This window comes from Nocardioides sp. zg-DK7169 (assembly GCF_013155365.1).
In the GTDB taxonomy this organism is placed as follows: Bacteria; Actinomycetota; Actinomycetes; order Propionibacteriales; family Nocardioidaceae; genus Nocardioides.
In genome coordinates this window covers 113,916-131,489 of the sequence record NZ_JABJRA010000013.1, presented here as the reverse complement: position 1 = coordinate 131,489, position 17,574 = coordinate 113,916, and the positions used below count along the sequence as shown (strand labels likewise).

The 17,574-nt window shown below is 72.4% G+C and carries 19 protein-coding genes; 5 read left to right on the top strand and 14 right to left on the bottom strand.

Going from position 1 to position 17,574, the window contains the following annotated elements:
- Nucleotides 1–432: 432 nt before the first annotated feature.
- The 3 genes from HOQ23_RS18410 to HOQ23_RS18400 all read right to left on the bottom strand — a co-directional run bounded on the left by HOQ23_RS18410 (nucleotide 433) and on the right by HOQ23_RS18400 (nucleotide 4,911).
- Nucleotides 433–2,925: a S8 family peptidase gene (locus HOQ23_RS18410; RefSeq protein ID WP_172216604.1), complete on the bottom strand. Its 2,493-nt coding sequence runs from the start codon at nucleotides 2,923–2,925 to the stop codon at nucleotides 433–435.
- Nucleotides 2,918–3,895 (bottom strand): AAA family ATPase, encoded by a 978-nt coding sequence (locus HOQ23_RS18405; RefSeq protein WP_172216602.1) that lies wholly within the window; start codon nucleotides 3,893–3,895, stop codon nucleotides 2,918–2,920. Before HOQ23_RS18405 ends, HOQ23_RS18410 begins: the two co-directional genes overlap by 8 nt.
- A 401-nt stretch (nucleotides 3,896–4,296) precedes the next feature.
- Nucleotides 4,297–4,911, bottom strand: a complete 615-nt coding sequence (locus tag HOQ23_RS18400; RefSeq protein ID WP_172216599.1) for a malonic semialdehyde reductase — start codon at nucleotides 4,909–4,911, stop codon at nucleotides 4,297–4,299.
- A 91-nt stretch (nucleotides 4,912–5,002) separates the two neighbouring features.
- Here HOQ23_RS18400 and HOQ23_RS18395 point away from each other — a divergent pair, with 91 nt between their 5' ends.
- Nucleotides 5,003–5,374, top strand: a complete 372-nt coding sequence (locus HOQ23_RS18395) for a helix-turn-helix domain-containing protein (RefSeq protein ID WP_172216597.1) — start codon at nucleotides 5,003–5,005, stop codon at nucleotides 5,372–5,374.
- A gap of 27 nt (nucleotides 5,375–5,401) precedes the next feature.
- On the opposite strand, the gene HOQ23_RS21345 is transcribed toward HOQ23_RS18395, so the two are convergent.
- On the bottom strand, nucleotides 5,402–5,815 hold the full coding sequence (locus tag HOQ23_RS21345) for a hypothetical protein (RefSeq protein ID WP_301539841.1): 414 nt from the start codon (nucleotides 5,813–5,815) through the stop codon (nucleotides 5,402–5,404).
- Between HOQ23_RS21345 and HOQ23_RS18385 the strand changes: the two genes are divergently transcribed.
- Nucleotides 5,814–6,224: a RidA family protein gene (locus tag HOQ23_RS18385; RefSeq protein ID WP_172216594.1), complete on the top strand. Its 411-nt coding sequence runs from the start codon at nucleotides 5,814–5,816 to the stop codon at nucleotides 6,222–6,224. The genes HOQ23_RS21345 and HOQ23_RS18385 overlap by 2 nt on opposite strands.
- 10 nt (nucleotides 6,225–6,234) lie before the next feature.
- Here the strand turns inward: HOQ23_RS18385 and HOQ23_RS18380 are convergent, their stop codons facing one another.
- Nucleotides 6,235–6,936 carry a YoaK family protein gene (locus tag HOQ23_RS18380; protein WP_172216592.1) on the bottom strand — a complete coding sequence of 234 codons (702 nt, stop codon included), beginning with the start codon at nucleotides 6,934–6,936 and terminating at the stop codon, nucleotides 6,235–6,237.
- Nucleotides 6,937–7,025: 89 nt separating this feature from the next.
- Between HOQ23_RS18380 and HOQ23_RS18375 the strand changes: the two genes are divergently transcribed.
- A complete protein-coding gene (locus tag HOQ23_RS18375; RefSeq protein WP_172216590.1) occupies nucleotides 7,026–7,925 on the top strand; it encodes an endonuclease/exonuclease/phosphatase family protein in 900 nt (299 codons plus the stop codon).
- Nucleotides 7,926–7,950: 25 nt separating this feature from the next.
- Nucleotides 7,951–8,904 (top strand): alpha/beta hydrolase fold domain-containing protein, encoded by a 954-nt coding sequence (locus HOQ23_RS18370; RefSeq protein ID WP_172216588.1) that lies wholly within the window; start codon nucleotides 7,951–7,953, stop codon nucleotides 8,902–8,904.
- Nucleotides 8,905–8,920: 16 nt separating this feature from the next.
- Here the strand turns inward: HOQ23_RS18370 and HOQ23_RS18365 are convergent, their stop codons facing one another.
- From HOQ23_RS18365 to HOQ23_RS18330, 8 genes are all read right to left on the bottom strand, one after another.
- A complete protein-coding gene (locus HOQ23_RS18365; protein ID WP_172216586.1) occupies nucleotides 8,921–9,928 on the bottom strand; it encodes an LLM class flavin-dependent oxidoreductase in 1,008 nt (335 codons plus the stop codon).
- Nucleotides 9,925–10,260 carry a hypothetical protein gene (locus HOQ23_RS18360; RefSeq protein ID WP_216654406.1) on the bottom strand — a complete coding sequence of 112 codons (336 nt, stop codon included), beginning with the start codon at nucleotides 10,258–10,260 and terminating at the stop codon, nucleotides 9,925–9,927. The genes HOQ23_RS18365 and HOQ23_RS18360 overlap by 4 nt, the downstream gene beginning before the upstream one ends.
- The gene (locus HOQ23_RS18355; protein ID WP_172216584.1) at nucleotides 10,257–10,544 is read right to left on the bottom strand and encodes a TIGR04076 family protein; all 288 of its coding nucleotides are present in this window, start codon (nucleotides 10,542–10,544) and stop codon (nucleotides 10,257–10,259) included. The genes HOQ23_RS18360 and HOQ23_RS18355 overlap by 4 nt, the downstream gene beginning before the upstream one ends.
- On the bottom strand, nucleotides 10,541–11,788 hold the full coding sequence (locus HOQ23_RS18350; protein WP_216654405.1) for an acyl-CoA dehydrogenase family protein: 1,248 nt from the start codon (nucleotides 11,786–11,788) through the stop codon (nucleotides 10,541–10,543). Before HOQ23_RS18350 ends, HOQ23_RS18355 begins: the two co-directional genes overlap by 4 nt.
- Nucleotides 11,789–11,856: 68 nt before the next feature.
- Nucleotides 11,857–12,636 carry an amino acid ABC transporter ATP-binding protein gene (locus tag HOQ23_RS18345; RefSeq protein ID WP_301539840.1) on the bottom strand — a complete coding sequence of 260 codons (780 nt, stop codon included), beginning with the start codon at nucleotides 12,634–12,636 and terminating at the stop codon, nucleotides 11,857–11,859.
- A complete protein-coding gene (locus HOQ23_RS18340; protein WP_172216580.1) occupies nucleotides 12,633–13,529 on the bottom strand; it encodes an amino acid ABC transporter permease in 897 nt (298 codons plus the stop codon). The genes HOQ23_RS18345 and HOQ23_RS18340 overlap by 4 nt, the downstream gene beginning before the upstream one ends.
- Nucleotides 13,530–13,539: 10 nt before the next feature.
- Nucleotides 13,540–14,499, bottom strand: coding sequence for a transporter substrate-binding domain-containing protein (locus HOQ23_RS18335; RefSeq protein WP_172216578.1), 960 nt, complete (start codon nucleotides 14,497–14,499; stop codon nucleotides 13,540–13,542).
- 92 nt (nucleotides 14,500–14,591) lie between these two features.
- Nucleotides 14,592–15,857 carry a PaaX family transcriptional regulator C-terminal domain-containing protein gene (locus HOQ23_RS18330; protein WP_172216576.1) on the bottom strand — a complete coding sequence of 422 codons (1,266 nt, stop codon included), beginning with the start codon at nucleotides 15,855–15,857 and terminating at the stop codon, nucleotides 14,592–14,594.
- Between the two features lie 148 nt (nucleotides 15,858–16,005).
- Here HOQ23_RS18330 and HOQ23_RS18325 point away from each other — a divergent pair, with 148 nt between their 5' ends.
- Nucleotides 16,006–16,704: a DapH/DapD/GlmU-related protein gene (locus HOQ23_RS18325; protein WP_367650571.1), complete on the top strand. Its 699-nt coding sequence runs from the start codon at nucleotides 16,006–16,008 to the stop codon at nucleotides 16,702–16,704.
- A gap of 52 nt (nucleotides 16,705–16,756) precedes the next feature.
- Here the strand turns inward: HOQ23_RS18325 and HOQ23_RS18320 are convergent, their stop codons facing one another.
- The gene (locus tag HOQ23_RS18320; RefSeq protein ID WP_172216574.1) at nucleotides 16,757–17,527 is read right to left on the bottom strand and encodes an IclR family transcriptional regulator; all 771 of its coding nucleotides are present in this window, start codon (nucleotides 17,525–17,527) and stop codon (nucleotides 16,757–16,759) included.
- Nucleotides 17,528–17,574: the final 47 nt, after the last annotated feature.

The window sequence follows — 17,574 nt, the reverse complement described above, 5'->3', positions numbered from 1 at the left end:
TTGCGGGCCACGGCCACGACGTCGTCGCGGAACTCCTTGGGATAGGGCTTTGCCACGGGGACATCCTTCCGCTTGAGGTCGAAACCTCAGAGGTCAGGTGTCAACTCAACTGGGGGCAGTCCCCAGTGTGCGCCGCCGCGACGTGTGTCGTGACCCCGCTCTCATCAAGGGCGGTTGGCCGACCCATAGATCGGCAAGAGGCTGGGTTGTGCCAGAAGGATTGCCGTACTGGCTTCTCAGCATGCTGCCGAAACGCCCGTGCGGTGCGCAGTTCGAGGGGCTCGCGCGCTCGCTTCGAGCCACTTGCGCACGCCTTCGAGTTTCTTGTCCTCCGACATATTGGACCCTGCCTTCCGGCGACAGGGGGTCATGACCCCGTCTGCGCGTGCTCGCCGCGTGGAATCCGTAGGTCGGGTGCACGCTTCGCCAGCGCTAGGGGCCTGGCGCCACCGGGACGCGCGCCAAGACCTGCTGCCGGACCTGGTTGTAGACATCCACATCCAGTTCGGGCGCAACCCACAAGGAGAGCGCTACGGCGAAGTTCACCCGTTCCCCTTGGAGCCCTCCAGCCTGCTCTTTGCACTGAACCGTCAGACTTAGGTCGTTCCCGGCTCCGAGACCAATGGCCTTTTGTACTTCCCAGACCGTGTGTTGAAGGGTGCCGCGTTTCGCTTGGTCGCCGCCGACGTCGATCGCCGTCCCCAGTTGAGTCATTCCAGTCGGCTTGGCGAAGTCCAGAGCGGCTCGCCTGTACTGCCTGTGCCGCCAGTTCACCGGGGACAACCAAGCGAGAGTTGCCGTGACGCGTTTCAAGCCTCGAACTTGCAGTCCGTCTGGGAGCGGGAAGGACAGCACGCGCTGTTCGTTCGCGCCAATGTCGCCCACAAACAAGATGCTCGCCTCATGTGGCTCGCAACCGTCGGCAAAATCGCGTAGAACCGCGCCGTAACCGTGCGCGTATGGACTGAGGGCTTCGTGCACGCGCAAGTCAGGGGTCACTCTTGCCGAGTGAGCCACCAGCGCTTTTGTGGCCACGGCAAGTTCTGAACGCCTGAGTTGGCGGTTCGTGATGTCGAGAACTGCGTCAACCGCCCTAGCCGCCGAGCGCGCCACGGCGGCGGCGGCTGGACTCGTGCCCATCGTGAAGACCTCCCCTCCGCCGGGAGATGCCACCTTGATGCCGGGCCCGAAAGCGCTCTGGACTGCGGGGCGAAGTTCAGTCTCTAGTTGCGAGATGGGTTCTTGGAAGAGTGCCCGTCCCCCCGGCGCGAGAAGGTCCGGTTTCACCGAACGGCGGTGCCCAGCGCCGACTGCACTGGTGGGGTTGACGATGAGTTCCCCGGCGGCCGGGTCGAAGCGGTACCCCAAGTGCACTTGGCCGTTGCCGTCATGGTTCAGTGCCCCGACCGTCAGGGCGTTGAGAGAGTCGCTTGGCGACAGGAGGCTGCGGCGGGGAACGGATTCGGCAACTACAGCGTTGACTGCGTCCGCACGCGCGCTTCCGTCCACGGAGGTCAGGGTTCCTGTGCCAGAGGGGACAGGGAGTGACGGGTGGTTACCGGCTGAGGTGACAACAACGACTCCGTACGTCGCACTCAGCCAATCGAGGGTACGGGCCCAAGACGACATCACGCCATCGAATGGTGCGGCGGGGTCCCCAACTGACAGGTTGAGAACCACCACTGAGTCGCCGACTGGACCTGACGTTCCGTCCCCCTCGAACAGTTCGCGGAAGATGCGGCGCATGAGGTCGGGGGCCAGTTCGGTGCTCGGCAACTCTTCGGCACGGTCCTGGGTGTCGTCGGCCGGAGTCAAGATCGGCCGAACCATGACGGGCCGAGTCGCGGCAACGGGCGAATCGGAGAGATCCCCCCAGACACATACAGATGCCATGGCTGTCCCATGACGACGAAGTGCGGTGTCCGACGCGCTTTCAGACGTTAGATCGTCCGGGTCGTGCACGGTGACACGCCCTTGGAGCAGAGGATGATTCGCCACGGGGACGCCGTCCAGCACGCACAGAACGGGGTCCCCCGAGGGGAGAGGACCAGACACCAGGGGAGTTGTCGGGGCCTCATCCGAGAACGAGTACGACTGGGCGGTCGCGCGCAGGTACATAACGTGACTCGATTTCACCGCAGCAACCGCGTCGAAGTCTCCCGCTGCTAGGCGCTGAAGGACGTCGAGGGGGACGGTGCATTTCATCCCGTGGTACCCGACCTCGGCCAACTGCGAGACGGTAAGGACTTCCCCCCCTGCCGCTGTAATTAGAGCCGAAACTTCGTCCTGGGCTTTCTGGCGAAGGGCAGGCGAGCCTCGGTACCAGAGTTCGATCTCCACTGTGTGGTCACCCGGCAGCATGCCGCTCAAGGATGCGGCTAATTCTGCTGTCCGAACGCGGTCCTGTGGGCCCCATGGCCGCACGTCCTTCAGGTGCTCGAACAGGTTTCGAAGGGGGGCGTAACCCCTGTCGACGTTCCCTGTCTGCTGCCAGCGTCGCCACTGCCCAAGGATGTTGGCCTTGGACTTGTCGTTGATGCAAACGGCGTGCAAGCAGCCATTGACGGGGAGGTCTTTGTTAACCCCTGTCCGGGGGAAGTCGGGATCTGGCTCGTAGTCCCGCTCAACCTCCGTGAGAATCTCAAGTCCCGCGAGTTCGGCAACTCTCGTTAGGTCGACGCGCTCGTCAATCGCCTCAAAAACAACGACAAGTTGTGGATCGCTTGCTCCGAGCGACAAAGTTAGCGTCGCCTGTTCTGCGAAGGCGTCGTCGAGATCCTGGAATCTGCTTCCCAGACGCTGCCCCTGCCTATTCGCCGACGGCAGGGCGACCTTTGAGCCGCCACGCGCGTTGGGAGAGAACGTTGTGGGTGGGCCAACCCGACCCCACAGCACTGGCCGTTCGACGCCGCCGCCGTCAGTCACTGGACTCTGGCTTGGCTCGGTTGCCCCATGCCTTCAAGATGCGCTCAGTGATCGCTCCCGGGTCTGCGTCGAAGCCGTCGAGAATCAGTCGCCGCTGTACGTCGGTGGCGAAGTCTTCAAGTTCGGCGTAACTGACGTCGCGGAGTCGGTCGGCGATGGTGCGCTCGGACTTTCCGAACTCCACACCGGTACGGGCCGACCAAGCCCTAAGCCATTCAATCTTGCCCTCACGACTGGCCTTCGGCAGCGACAGCCGAACCTGCATGCGCCGCCACACTGCGCGGTCGAGCAACTCGGCATGATTGGTCGCCGCGACGACTATGACGTGGCTGGGGAGTCGGTCGACCTGGAGCAGGAGCGAACTCACAACCCGCTTAATCTCGCCGGTCTCGTGTGTGTCCCCCCGCTCCTTTGCAACCGCATCGAACTCGTCGAAGAAGAGGACACACGGCCGGATGCGCACGGCGGAGAACAGAGCGTCGAGTCTGCTCGCAGTTTCGCCTAGGAACGAACCAATGAGCCCCTCGTAGCGCACTGTCAAGAACGGGACAGCGACCTCTGTCGCGATTGCCTCCGCGAGGGTGGTCTTTCCGCTGCCGGGAGGTCCTTCGAGGAGGATGCGGTGGCGTGGCTCCACCCCGTGGCTGCGGAGGAGATCACGACGGTGGTGTTCCTCGATGAGGTCTGCGGTCGACTGCCGAACGGAGGTCGGGAGCACGAGGTCCGTTAGTCGTCTAGTCGGTTCGGTCTCGTGGAGCAGGCCAACTGATTCTTGGGGGCGCGTCAGGGGTGAAACGGACGAGCCCGGGTTGCGTCGACGGGTGAGAGCATCGGCCAACTGCGAGGCGAGCACGCCGTGCTTCTTGGCATTCTCCTCTGCGATGAGTGCCTCAGCGGCGCGACGGAACGCGAGGTCGTCGCCGCCCGCGCCGGACTTCACCAGCGCGACGAGCAGGTCTCCGCGCGCCATGCCCGCCCCTCTCTTTCGTCTCGTTCATTGTCGCAGACGTCCGCTGGCGTGTTCGCCCGGCACTCGTGCCTCGTACACGCTGAGGACACCATGTCAGCCACGGCCGACACCTGTCTCGGGCTTTGCGGGGGCACGATGCTCGACCGCTCAGTTTCCGGTGGTTGGACCGGTGAATGGCTGGGACAGGTACATGTCCACGAGGTCCGCGCGGGACGTACCGGGAGCATGCTGAGCGTGAATCGGTGCCCATGCATGCCCGTTGCTTCCCTCGGTGTCTCGCTCGCTAACCAGAGACCAGAATGATTAGGTCGTCGGTTCGATTCCGACAGGCGGCTCCACGGCACAGCCCCCGCCCTGCGACGAGCAGGCGGGGGCTGTGGTGATTTCGGGGCGGTCGGGCCTCACGCCCAGGCGAGCACCTGCTCGTGCTCGAGGCGGGGCAGGCGCGGGAACCACGGGTCGACGCCGGGGTGGCCGATGTTGACGACCAGGTGGCTGCGCCACGTCGTACCGGCGAAGAACTCGGCGTCGATGCCGGCCGCGTCGAACCCGCCCATCGGGCCGGCCGAGAGGCCGGCGGCGCGGACGGCGAGGAGGAAGACGCCGGTCTGGAGCGAGGCGGACTGGCGGGCCATGCCCTCGCGCAGCTGCGGCTGGCCGCCGAGGTTCTCGCGCATCTGCTCACCGCGCGCCGGGAAGACGGTGGGCATGTGCTCGTGGAAGTCGAGGTCGTAGGCCATCACGGCGACGACCGGTGCGCCTGCGGCCTTCGCGCGGTTGCCCTCGGCGAGGTGGGGGATCAGGCGGGCCTTGCCCTCCTCGGTGCGCACGAACAGCACGCGCAGCGGTTGGGTGTTGGCCGCCGACGGCGACCAGCGGGCGAGCTCCCAGATCGCGGAGAGCTCCTCGTCGGTGACCGGGGTGTCGGCGAAGGTGTTCGCCGTGCGGGCCTCGGTGAACAGGAGCGCACGCGCCTGCTCCTCGAGGGCGAAGAGGGTGGGGGGTGCCTGAGTCATGACCGCTCCTGGACTTGCTGCTTGGGATTGAGTAGGTACTACGAAAAACATAGCAACTAGTCCAGCAGGTGGCGACGGGTAGGCTGCCCGTATGGCGAGAGAGGCGGCTCCGGACGCGGCGGGTCACGACCCGCGGGCGTGCAGCGGCGGCCTCATCCGCGCCTTCGGCTTCCTGGGCAAGCGGTGGAACGGCGTGCTGCTGGCGACGCTCCTGGAGGGGCCGGCCGGGTTCGCCGACCTCAAGCGCGCCATCGCCGGGATCAGCGACTCGATGCTCTCGGACCGGCTGAGCGAGCTGTCCGGGGCGGGACTGGTGCGGCGCTCCGTGGAGGAGGGGCCGCCGGTGTCGGTGGTCTACGGCCTCACCGAGGCCGGGCACGCGATCCTGCCCGCGATGCGGGCGCTGTCGACGTGGGCGGACGAGCACCTGCCCGCGGACGACGCGTGCCCGCCCCTGCGATAGGGACGGGCACGACGGCGGTGCGCTGGATCAGCTGATGAGGGCGTCGATCCCACCGAGGTAGGCGCTCGGGTCGCCCTTGACCTGACGGCTCGCCTCGCCGGACACGCCGACGGGCGCGTCGCCGGGCTGCTCGCCGGCCTTGACTCCGGCGCCGGCGGTGGTGTTGTAGGAGCTCTCGTCCTCCCGCTCGAAGGCGTTCGCGTAGTCGTACTCGTTGCTGTGCAGCGCCCAGAGGTTGTCGACGAGCGCCTTCAGCGGCGCCGGGAGGCCGGCGTACGCCGTGGCGGTGTTGGCCCAGTTGGTGGTGCCGCGCGTTGCGCACCTGAGGGCGGCTGCTGTCGGGGGCTGAGTCGGCCGCGGGGCGTAGCGTGATCTGCTCCGGGGTGCGGAGCGTCTCAGCGCACGCCTCGACGTACCGCCACGACACGAGGAGCGCACCATGGCTGTGGAACTGATCGACCCCGAGGGCCTGCCCGAGGTGGGGCTCTACCGGCAGGTGTCGATCGGCACCGGGTCGCGGCTGGTGTTCCTCGCCGGCCAGGTCGCGATCGACGCGGAGGGTGCCGTGATCGGCCTCGGCGACCTCGCCGCCCAGGTGGAGCAGGCCTACGTGAACGTCGGCACGGCGCTGGCCGCCGCCGGCGCGACGTTCGACGACGTGGTCAAGCTGACGGCGTACTTCGTCGACTACGAGCCGGGCAAGATGCCGCTCTTCGTCGAGGGCATCTCCCGGGCGGCCGCCCGGCTCGGGATCGAGACCCCGGTCGCGCCGCTCACCGGCATCGGGGTGGCCGCGCTCGCCGCACCCGACCTGCTGGTCGAGATCGAGGCCACCGCCGTGCTCGACTGAGCGCGGCCGGTCAGGGCGCCGTCGCGGCGGCCCGCACCGCGCGGGCGTGCAGGTCGCCGATGACGGTGACGGCGGCGATGACGAGGCCGGCGAGCAGCAGGGTGGCGCCCAGGTGCCAGGTCAGCAGGAGCGCCCCGACGGCGGCACCGGAGATGATCAGCACGACCGCGGCGCCGCGCCGACCCGCGGAGCGTCCGCGCCCGTTCCCGAGGGGCGAGTCGATCGCGAGCCCGGTGATCGTCTGGGTGACCACGATGGTCGTGACGTCCTTGACCGCGATGAAGCGCGCGGCCGCGGCCTGGGTGCCCATCGCGACGCCGAGCGCCGTGGTGACGCTGAGCCGGACCGTGCGGTCCGGGTCCCCGCCGGTGACGAGCAGGACGACCCCGACGGCCAGGACGATGATGGCGACCAGGCCCAGCAGCCAGGTGGAGAGGATGCTCCACGGCTCGTGGGAGTCTTTGAGGACCCGCCCCACGAGAGCGGCTCCGAGGGCGAAGCCGGCCAGCGCGAGCAGCGGCCCGGCCAGCGCCAGGTCGCCGCCGTCGCCGAGCGCCATGCCCAGGAGCAGCACGTTGCCGGTCATGTTCGCGGTGAAGACCTGGTCAAGCCCGAGGTAGCACAGGGCGTCGACCAGGCCCGTGGCGAAGGTGAGGGCCAGCATCAGGCCCAGGTGCATGCGGTCGGTCGGGATGCGCGCGAGAGTGTCCATCCACCGATACAACGCCTGTCGCGCGCCGAGGGGCACCCCTCGCGGCGGGGTACCTTGCCAGCGGCCGTGCCGTCGATCCCGGAGAAACCATGCGCCGTACCGCCGCCGCCCTCGTCGTGTCGCTCGCGATCGTGCTGTCGCTGCTGCCCGGAGCAGCCTCCGCCGCGCCGGCCGAGCGGGGGCGCGAGCGGACGCCGATCTGGGTCGCGACGTACAACATGTTCCGCGAGATGCCCGCGAAGGCGGCGCGCCGCGACATCCGCGAGCTGGCCGGCCGCTCGCGCCTCGACATCATCGGCTGGCAGGAGATGTGGGGACGCGACAAGGCCCTGCACCGGTTGCGCAAGCACGGCTGGGCCACCTGGGTGCCGCCCGGCGAGGCGCGCCAGGACCCGATCTCGTGGCGCCGGTCGACCTTCGAGCTGGTGGAGACCGAGAGCTACCTGGCGCACCGCGCCGCGACCTTGAAGCGACACCGCAAGGACGTGCCGCGCAAGTTCTTCAACCGCGTCACGCTGCGGCACAAGGCGACCGGCCGGGTGCTGTCGGTGTTCAACAACCACGTCATCCCCACCATCGAGTCGCAGGGCCAGGGCCGCCCGGGTCATCCGGTGCGGCCGCGGATCCGGTGGGCCCAGCAGCACTGGAACCGCCTCGAGGCCGCGATCGCCAGGGCGCCCGGGCAGGCCGTCGTCGTGGGGGACTTCAACGTCGATGCCTTCGTCGACCTCGAGGTGCGGCACCCGGCGATGATGTTCGCCCACCTGCGCGACTCGCTCGCCTCGAGCTGGCAGGTTCTCGGGGGCAACGACGCCGTGGCGCTCACCCACCCCGGCACCGGGCGGCACATCGACTACGTGATGGTCGGGCGCCGGGCGCTGCGCCGCGAGATCCTGGTGCCGACGCGCCAGGAGGTGGTCGAGGGCCTCCGCTCGGACCACCGCCCGCTCGCGGTCAAGGTGCGCGTCCGCGCCGCCGGGCGCGGCTGAGGCCGGCCGAGGCCAGGCGGGAGCGGTGGTGGAGGACCGACCGGCCCACCCGCCGCCCGCGTCCGTGAGCGAGGCGGCGCGTGAGGTGCTCGCCCGCCCCGTCGGCGCACCCGTGCCGGAGCCCGCGGTGGACGACGTCGCCGGCTGGCGGCAGTACGCCGAGTTGCTCGACGGGCTGACCGCCGCCGCGCTCGCCGCCGCCCGCCCCGTGCCCGGGGAGGTGCGCGCGACCCGGCGCGAGGTCGCGGGCGTCACGACGTACGAGCTGGTGCCGGGGCACCTGACAGACCCGGACGGTGCGCCGGTCGTGGTGCACCTGCACGGCGGCGCGTTCGTATCCGGCGGCGGCGACCTGGCGCGTGCCGGCGCCCTCGCGACCGCCGCCCGGCGCGACGCGGTCACCTGGGCGGTGGACCACCGGATGCCGCCGGACCACCCGTTCCCGGCGCCGCTCGACGACTGCCTCGCGGTGTACGCCGCGGCGCTCGAGCGCCACGACGCCGCGCGGGTCGTGGTGCACGGGTTCTCCGCCGGCGGCAACCTCGCCGCGGCTGTGCTGCTGCGCGCCCGCGCGGAGGGCCTGCCGATGCCGGCGGGACTGGTGCTGCTGAGCCCGGCGCTCGACCTCACCGAGTCCGGCGACACCTTCCGCACGCTGCGCGGGGTCGACCTGCTCGCCCCGATGCCGCGGACGGCCCGGCTCTACGCCGCCGGCCAGGACCTGGCGGACCCGCTGGTCTCGCCGCTGCTCGGTGACGTCCGCGGCTTCCCGCCGACCTTCCTGCAGTCCGGGACCCGTGACCTGTTCCTCTCCACCACCGTGCGGATGCACCGCCGGCTGCTCGACGCGGGGGTGCCGGTCGAGCTGCGGGTGCTGGAGGCCGCGCGGCACGGCGGCTTCGGCGGGGAGACGCCCGAGGACGAGGCGCTGCTCGCCGACGTGCTGGCCTTCGAGGCGCGCGTGCTCGCGCGCCCCTGAGCCGGCGGCCCGAGCCTCAGCCGAGCTGGGCGCGCAGCACCGGCAGCACCCGCTCGCCGAGCAGGCGGATCGAGGCGACCGGGTCGGGTCCCAGGGGCGGGCCGAAGGACAGGTGGCGCACGCCCGACTCGACCAGCGCGGCGCAGCGCTCGACGACCTCCTCGGCGCTGCCGACGATGCCGAGCTCCAGCATCGCCTCCGAGACCGAGTCGGTGGCGGCCTCCTCGCCCTCGGTGTCGAGGATGGCCTGGGTGCGGGCGAACTCCTCGGGGTCCAGCCCGTTGGCGACCAGCGCGGCGGGCGCGAGCGAGCCGCTGTAGAGCGCGATGTGGCGCGCCAGCAGGCGCCGCGCGGTGTCGCGGTCCTCCGAGATCGACGCCCACACGCAGGCGGCGACGTCGAGGTCCTCGATGCTGCGGCCGGCCTTCTCGGCGCCCGCGGCGATCTGGGCGACCGCGTGGTGGACGTGGCGCGGGGGCAGGCACAGGGGCAGCGCGCCGTCGGCGAGCCGGCCGGTGAGGTCGAGCATCCGCGGGCCCATCCCGCCGACGTATACCGGGGTCGGGTGCGGGTCGCGCAGCACCGCCTGCGGCGTCCAGCCGGGCGCCGCGCCTGGGACGCCCGCGGGCGAGCGGCCGGCGAGCAGCTCGCGCACGGCGACGACCGCCTCGCGGGTGCGGACGGCGGGCTTGGCGGGCTCGACCCCGGCGCGGGCGAAGAAGACCTCCGAGCCGGCGCCGATGCCGAGCAGGAACCGGCCGCCGGAGACCTCCTGGAGCCCCGAGGCGTACGTCGCGAGCTGGCCGGGGTGCAGCGTGACCGGGTCGAGCACGCCGGAGCCGAACCGGATCCGCTCGGTGCGCAGCGCGATCGCGGCGAGGGTGACCAGGCCCGGCTCGCCGAGGAAGTCGTTGCCGGTCCACACCTGGTCGAAGCCCGCCTCCTCGGCGGCGCGCGCCTTGTCGACCACCGACCACACGCCGTGGCCGCCCACGCGCACGCTGAAGGTCACGGGTCGGGTCATCGGGGGTCTCCCTGTCGATCGGGTTCGGGCTGCTCGGCCTGAGCGGGTCGGGTCGGTACGCCGGGGTCGGGGACGACCTCGACGCGCAGGTGCAGCGCCTCGGGCGGGTCGGGGCAGGCGAGCAGCGGGCGCGAGCGCAGCCAGGCGTCCGGCTCCTCGGCGTCGAGGCGGCCGTGCACCGCGGTGATGACGCCGGCGATCGCGAAGTAGCAGAACTCGCGGCCCTCCGGGACCTCCACGGAGGTCGAGGTGAGGTCGAAGTGGTCGCCGAGGGCGAGGCCGCAGGCGGAGTAGTTCATCGCCTCGACGGTGCACCGCACGCGCAGGCTCACGACGCCGCCTCCAGCCGCAGCACCACGCCCTCCTCGGCGTGGACGCAGGTGAGGTAGGGCTTGCGGACCAGCCAGTCGTCGGCGGGCAGCGGGTACTGCCGCGCGGCGAGCACCGAGGCCACCGCGCTGAGCGCGAGCGGGCAGACCGGCGAGCCGTCACCGACCAGTCGGCTGCCGTCGATCACGAAGGCGTCGCCGACGGCCAGGCCGCAGCGCGGCGCGTCGGCGCGGTCGACGACCACCCGTACCCGGGGGGTGGGCGGCGTGGGGCCGGGCTCGCTCACCGCGCTCCCGTGGGGGCCAGCGCCTCCAGGACACCGAGCGCGCCGCTGCCGTGACGCGCGTCGTCGGGCACGGTGAGGCCGGCCGACGGGGCGTCGAGCGCCTCGGCGGCGAGCGCGCCGAGCAGCATGCGGCGGGTGCCGGTGTGGGCGAGCGCGCCGTGGGCGTCGCGCAGCACCCGCTGCATCGGGCTGGTGTCGCGCAGGTACGACGCCCCGGCCACCTCGGTCGCGAGCTCCACGACCCGGCGCAGGGTGTTGCCCGCCGCGGCGTTGGCCGCGGTCATCCGCGCCTCGTGGACCGGGGTCAGCTCCAGGTCGCCGAAGAGGATCTCGTCGGTGATCCGGGCGACGTCGCGCACGCCGGCGAAGGCGAAGTCGACCTCGGTCATCGCCGTGCCCAGGTCGCGCAGCACGCCGCCGTCCAGCGAGCGCGCGCTGCGCCCGGCGGTGCGGGCCGCGAGCACCGCCGCCGCCTCGTGCACGAGACGGCGCGCGACGCCGAGGGCGACGCCGGTGAGCGGGAAGTGCGCGACGCGGACGCTGCGGTTGAGCGGGTCGCGCCCCTGGTCGTACGCCGCGTCGCGGTCGAAGCTGTGGTGCTCGGGCACGAACGCCGGCTCGGTGATCTCGTACGACGTGCTGCCGGACCCGCGCACGCCCAGCACCTGCCAGTTGTCGAGCACCCGGATCGCCTCGCGCGGCAGCCACAGGCCCAGGTGCAGCGGCCGGCCGTCCGCGGCGAGGACCGGGTCCTCCCCGTCGTACACCTCGGCGCTGCCGACGACGTGGTCGGCGCTGAGGCTGCCGCTGCCCCAGTCCCAGCGACCGGTGACGAGGTAGCCGCCCTCGACGCGCCGGGCCCGGCCGCGGGGGTGGAAGGAGCCGGAGGTGGGCCGGTCGCGGGTGGGGTAGAGCTCGGCGTACGCGCGGTCGCCGAGGCGGGCGGCGTAGTAGCCGCCGGCGTTGAGCACGGCGACGTTCCAGCCGGCCGAGGCGTCGACGGTGGCGATCTCGGCGACCACCTCCAGCTGCTGCGACAGCGTCATCTCCAGGCCACCGCGGAAGGCGGGGAAGGCCATCTGGAGGATGCCCGCCGCGCGGAACGCCCGCTCCAGCGCCGGGGTCAGCCGGGCGGCGGCGTCGACGGCGTCGCTCTCGGCGGCCACGAGCGGGAGCAGGGCCCGCACGTTGGCGAGCACCGCCTCGGCGCTGTCGGGGGTGCGCAGCGCGGGCGCGTCGGTCACGGTCGGCTCCTGGGGGTGGGTCGGGGGAACAGGGGGATGTGGCGGGGCGGGTCGGGGCGGCCCGACGCTCATCGCAGGACCGCGGAGAGGAAGGCGCGGGTGCGCTCCTCGCGGGGCGCGTCGAGGACCTGTGCGGGCGGGCCGACCTCGACGACGCGGCCGGCGTCCATGAAGACCACGCGGTCGCTGACCTCGCGGGCGAAGCCGATCTCGTGGGTGACCACGACCATCGTGATCCCGCCGGTCTCGGCGAGGTCGCGCATCACCGCCAGCACCTCCCCGACCAGCTCGGGGTCGAGTGCGCTGGTCGGCTCGTCGAAGAGCATCACCTGCGGGCGCATCGCCATCGCGCGGGCGATCGCGACCCGCTGCTGCTGGCCGCCCGAGAGCCGCGAGGGGTGCACGTCCTCCTTGCCGGCGAGGCCGACGCGGGCGAGCAGCTCGGCGGCGTACGCGCGCGCCTGCTGGGGCTTCTCACGCTTGACCTTGATCGGGGCGAGCGCGACGTTCTCCAGCGCGGTGAGGTGGCCGAAGAGGTTGAAGTGCTGGAAGACCATGCCGATGTCGAGGCGCTGGCGGCACGCCTCGCGCTCGCGCAGCTCGTGCAGGCGCCCGCCCTTCTCGCGGTAGCCGATCAGCTCGCCGCCGATCCGGATCGAGCCCGCCGAGATGTCCTCGAGGTGGTTGAGGGTGCGCAGCAGGGTGCTCTTGCCCGAGCCCGACGGGCCGATCACGCACACCGTCTCGCCGCGGGCCACGTCGAGGTCGACGCCATGCAGGACCTGGGTGTGGCCGTAGTGCTTGTCGAGGCCGCGGGCCTCGATCATCGGCCGGTCGGTCTCACTCATCGCTCCGCCACCTTGCGCTCGAGGAGGAACTGGCCGGCGGAGAGGACCGCGATGACCAGGAGGTACCAGATGCTCGCCACCAGCAGCATCTCGATGGTGCGGAAGGTGACCCCGGAGATGCCGAGCACAGTGGTCATCAGGTCGCCGCCGGCGATCACCGAGACGATCGCGGAGGCCTTGAGCATGCCGACCAGCTCGTTGCCGAGCGGCGGCACGATGACGCGCAGCGCCTGCGGCAGGACCACCAGGCGCAGCGTGCGGGCCTCGTCGAGGCCGAGTGCCTTGGCCGCCTCGCGCTGGCCGGTGCCGACCGAGATCAGCCCCGAGCGCACCACCTCGGCCATGTAGCCCGAGCCCGCGAGGGCCAGGGCGAGCACCGAGGCGACGAACGGCGTCACGACCTCCTTGACCGGGCGCGACCACAGCTCCACGTCGGTGAACGGGACGGTCAGGCTCAGGTCGGTGACGAAGAGGCCGAGGTTGCCGAGCAGCACGAGCAGCACCACGAGGGGCACGCCGCGGAAGACGAAGATCCACGCCCACGCCACCGCCGCGACGACGCGGCTGCGCGCGGTGCGCATGACGCCGACCAGCACGGCCAGGACCAGCCCGATGACCATGCCGAGCGCTGTCATCTTCAGCGTCAGCCACAGGCCCTCGAGCACCGCGGCGTCGAGCAGGTAGTCGCCGACGACGCTCCACTCGATGTGCGGGTTGGTCACCAGCGCGCGCCCGGTCAGCACGACCAGCAGGACCACGACCGCGGTGGCGATCCCGCGGCCCCAGTGGCGCACCGGCACCACGTCGCGGCGGCGCGCGGGACGCCGCGGCGTACGACGGGGGGAGGGGCCGGCGGGCGCCGTGGCGGTGGCGGCGTGCTCGGTGCTGGTCATCGTCGGGCGGTCATCGTCGGGCGGTCGCGCCGACGGCGGTGCCGGTGATCGGGTTGGCGCGCAGGGCGTCGGCGCCGATCGCGGCGGCCTCGAAGCCGTGCGCGGCGAGGACCTCGCCGTACGTGCCCTCCTCGGCCAGGCGGCGCAGCGCGCCGACCAGGGCCTCGGTCAGCTCCGGGCTCTCCTTGGAGACCGCGATCGCGTTGATCGAGGGCGCGAGGTCGCTGGGCGCGAGCTCGACGTTGGCGAGGGAGGAGTCGGCCTCGGCGGCCTCCAGGGTGCTCACGGTGTTGTCGATCCAGCCGTCCGCGGAGCCGGCCTTGACCGCGCTGATGGCCAGCGTGGCGCCCTGGTACTCCGCGATCTCGACGGCGTCGCCCGCGCACTCGTCCTCGTTGAGCTCGGCCAGGGCGGCGCCCTGCACCGAGCCGACCGGGACGGCGAGGGTGGTGCCGCACAGGTCGGCCAGGCCGGTGACGCCCTCGGCCGCGTCGGCGGTGAGCAGGACCGAGAAGGTGCTCTCCAGGAACGGCACCAGGTCCACTACGGCCTGCTCGCGCTCGGCGGTCGCGGTGACCTGGCCGAAGAGCGCGTCGACCGACCCGGACTGCACGCCGGGGAGCTGGGCGGGCCACTGCAGGTTCTGCCAGGAGACCTCGAGGCCGAGCAGGCCGCCGATCGCGGTGGCCAGGTCCGGGGCGATGCCCACCGGGGTGGAGGTGTCGCTCGCGGTCACGCCGATCACCGGCGGGGTCTCCCACAGCGCGCCCAGCTCGAGCGTGCCGCGCTCGCGGACGTCGGCGGGGAGCAGGTCGCGCAGCTTGTCGTCGGTCGCGGGCAGCGGGGTCCGCGCGCCGGCGCGGTCCGTGGTGGGCGCGGGCTCATCGTCGCTCCCGCAGGCGGCCAGCGCGGGTGCGACGAGGAGGGTGGCGAGCAGGGCGGGCAGGGCCCGGCGGGCTGGACGCGTCATCAGGTGGCCTTCTGGGAGCGGAGCGGAGGTGGCGGGTCCACCCTCCCACAACACATTTCGTCTATCTGTTGATCGTCACGATCCGGTCATGTTCAGGTGAGGACGAGGGCGCACCCGGCGGCGGCGCAGGCGCGCACGAGGGCGGGGTCGGGCGCGGGGGCGGCCTCGGGGGCGGCCTCGGGGCCCGCGTCGGTCGGGGCGGCCCCGGCCTCGGCCGACGTGGCGGCCACGACGGTGTACTCGTGGCCGTAGCGCTCGACGAACCAGCGCAGGTCCTCGGTGCGGGTGCGGGTCTCGCCGACGCGCGGGCGCACCGTGGCGAGTCGCCGCTGCGGGTCGGCGCCGGCGCACGCCAGGACCTCGGCGGCCGCGGCCACCACCTCGGGCGCCACGTCGGGCCCGACCGCGATGCCCTGGCGGTGGCCCGAGGGCAGGTGGAGGCGGGTCAGCACCGCACCCGCGTCCGCGGGGGCCGCCCGGTGCACGACCGCCGGCGCGGGGGCGGGCGCGCCGGCGGCCACCGAGGCGACGTACGACGTGGCGGGCTCGCGCAGGGCGGCGCGCAGGCGCAGGAAGAGCTCGATGCTGCGCTGGCCGGGCCAGTCCTCGGGCAGCGTGAACGCCGGGAGCCCGGGGTCGAGGTAGGGGATCGGGCGCCAGGCGTCGAGCACCCGGGTCCAGGTCGCGAAGGCAGTGCGCGGCGTCGGGTCCGCGGCGTACGACGTGAGCGCGTCGGCGTGGGCGGCCAGGAACTGCTCGTGGGCGGCGCGCAGCCCGGCGAGGTCGAACCAGCGGGCGATCGCCTCCGGGGGCGGGGTGGTGCCGCGGATCTCGTCGACCAGGAAGACCGTCACGCGGCCGTCGAGACCGAGCTCGGCGACGACCTCCTCGACCTCGTCGGCGAGGAACCCGGGGCAGATCCACAGCGCCCCGGAGACGGTGCCGCAGCCGATGCCGCTCAGGCCGCGGCGCAGCTGGTGGCGCACGTCGCGGTCCTTCTCGGGGACGGAGAAGGAGATGACGCACCACCGGTCCCCGGCCGCCATCGCGCGGGGGTGGTGCAGGCGGCGCTCGGAGCGCGCGACCTGCGCCCGGCCCTCGGCGCTGAGGCGGTAGCCCGCCCCGCGCTCGCGCTGCTCGGACTCCAGCAGGCCCTTGGCCTTGAGCCGGGTCAGCGCGGTGCGCGTGCGCTCGGCGGGCACGCCCACCTCGCGCATCAGCGCGACCAGGCTCGCCGCCGACAGCCACCCGCCCGCCGGCCCGATCGCCTCCGCCACCACCGTGCGCAGCAGCGACGTGCTGCTGCCCGGCCGGGAGTCGAGCTCGTCGAGCACGCGGGCACCGCCTGGGTGGGACATGGCCGCAACCTACCTTCCTTTGCCGTGACGCCCGACCCCTCTCTGAAATGCGCGGTGGGTTGAATCGAGCCCTCCGACCGTTGAACCGAGGGTTGTGACGGTCGAGTCGAGCCTCGTGGCGGACGAGCCGAGCCTCTACGCTCCCCGGGTGAGTCTGGCGAGGAGATGGGTCAACCGCGCGGTGCATGGTGCGTGGCGCTGGGTCGAGACCGTGGGCGAGATCGTCCCGGGGACCCACCGCGGCGACCGGTTCGGCAGCCTGGGGGAGGGCAGCTGCATCGGCTTCCCGTTCGCCACGGTGATGAACGAGCACTGCATCCACATCGGCGAGCGCACCCTCGTCGGCCGCCAGGTGACCCTCTCGGTGGGCTACGGCCCCGGAGACCCGGGCGCCCCGGCGCGCGGCCTCGTCATCGGCGACCGCTGCGTGATCGGTGCGCGCACCAGCCTCACCGCGCACGCGTCGGTCGAGGTCGGGGACGACGTGTGGTTCGGCCAGGACGTCTTCGTCTCCGACGCCAGCCACGGCTACCAGCAGCCGGACGTGCCGGTGGGCCGGCAGTTCGGCACCCACGACCCGGTCGTCGTCGGCGCCGGCTCCTGGATCGGCCACGGCGCGATCCTGCTCCCCGGCACGCGGCTGGGCCGCAACGTCGTCGTCGCGGCCGGCTCGGTCGTGCGCGGCGAGGTGCCCGACCACGCCATCGTCGCGGGCGCCCCGGCCAAGGTCGTCCGCCGCTACGAGCCCGGCCTCGGCTGGGTCGGCCGCGCCGGCGACGTACGACCCGTGCTCGGCGACCCGGCCGACCTCGATGCCATCGGCGACCTCGAGCCCGAAGCCGGCTGACCCTCTCCCCGAGGCGGCGCAAATGCGCCGACTCGGCGAGTACGACGGGGGTCTAGGGCTGCGGGGTGAGGGCCTCGCGGCGGGCGACGGTGCTGGCGAGGCCGGCGGCGGCGGCGCGGACGGCGGCGACGTGCTGGTCGGGGCGGAAGCGGGTGGTGGGGCCGGTGACGCTGATGGCGGCGACCGCCTCGGTGCCGCGCAGCAGCACCGGCGCGGCGACGCAGGTCAGCCCGGGGGCGGACTCCTCGTGCTCGAAGGCGACCCCGGTCTCCAGGACCGCGTCGAGCTGGCGGCGCAGCAGCCCGGGGGCGACGACGGTGCGCGGCGTACGACGCTCCAGCGGCCCGCTCAGCACCTGGCGGCGCAGCTCCGGGTCGGCGTGGGCGAGCAGCGCCTTGCCGATCGCGGTGCAGTGCAGCGGCATCCGTCCGCCCGTGCGCGAGGGCGCCACGGCCTGGCGGTGGCCGCCGATCTTGGCGACGTAGACGACCTCGCTGCCCTCCCGCACGCCGAGGTGCACCGTCTCGTGGGTGCGCTCGTAGAGGTCCTGGAGGAACGGCATCGCCACCTCCAGCAGGCTGCGCTCCACCGAGGCGCGCAGGCCGAGCTCGAAGAGCCCGCCGCTGAGCCGGTAGCCGCCCGGCTCGACGCGGTCCAGCAGCCGGTTGGCGACCAGGTCGCGGGCCAGGCGGTGCGCGGTCGCCTTGTGCAGGCCGGTGCGGCGTACCAGCTCGGCCAGCGACAACACCTGGTCGTCGACGGTGAAGGCGCGCAGCATCGTGACCGCCTTGCCCAGCACCGTGTCGAGGTCGGCGTCGGTCATGGCGCTGCTCCTGCGGGGCTCGGGACGGCCGGGGCGAACATTTGCGG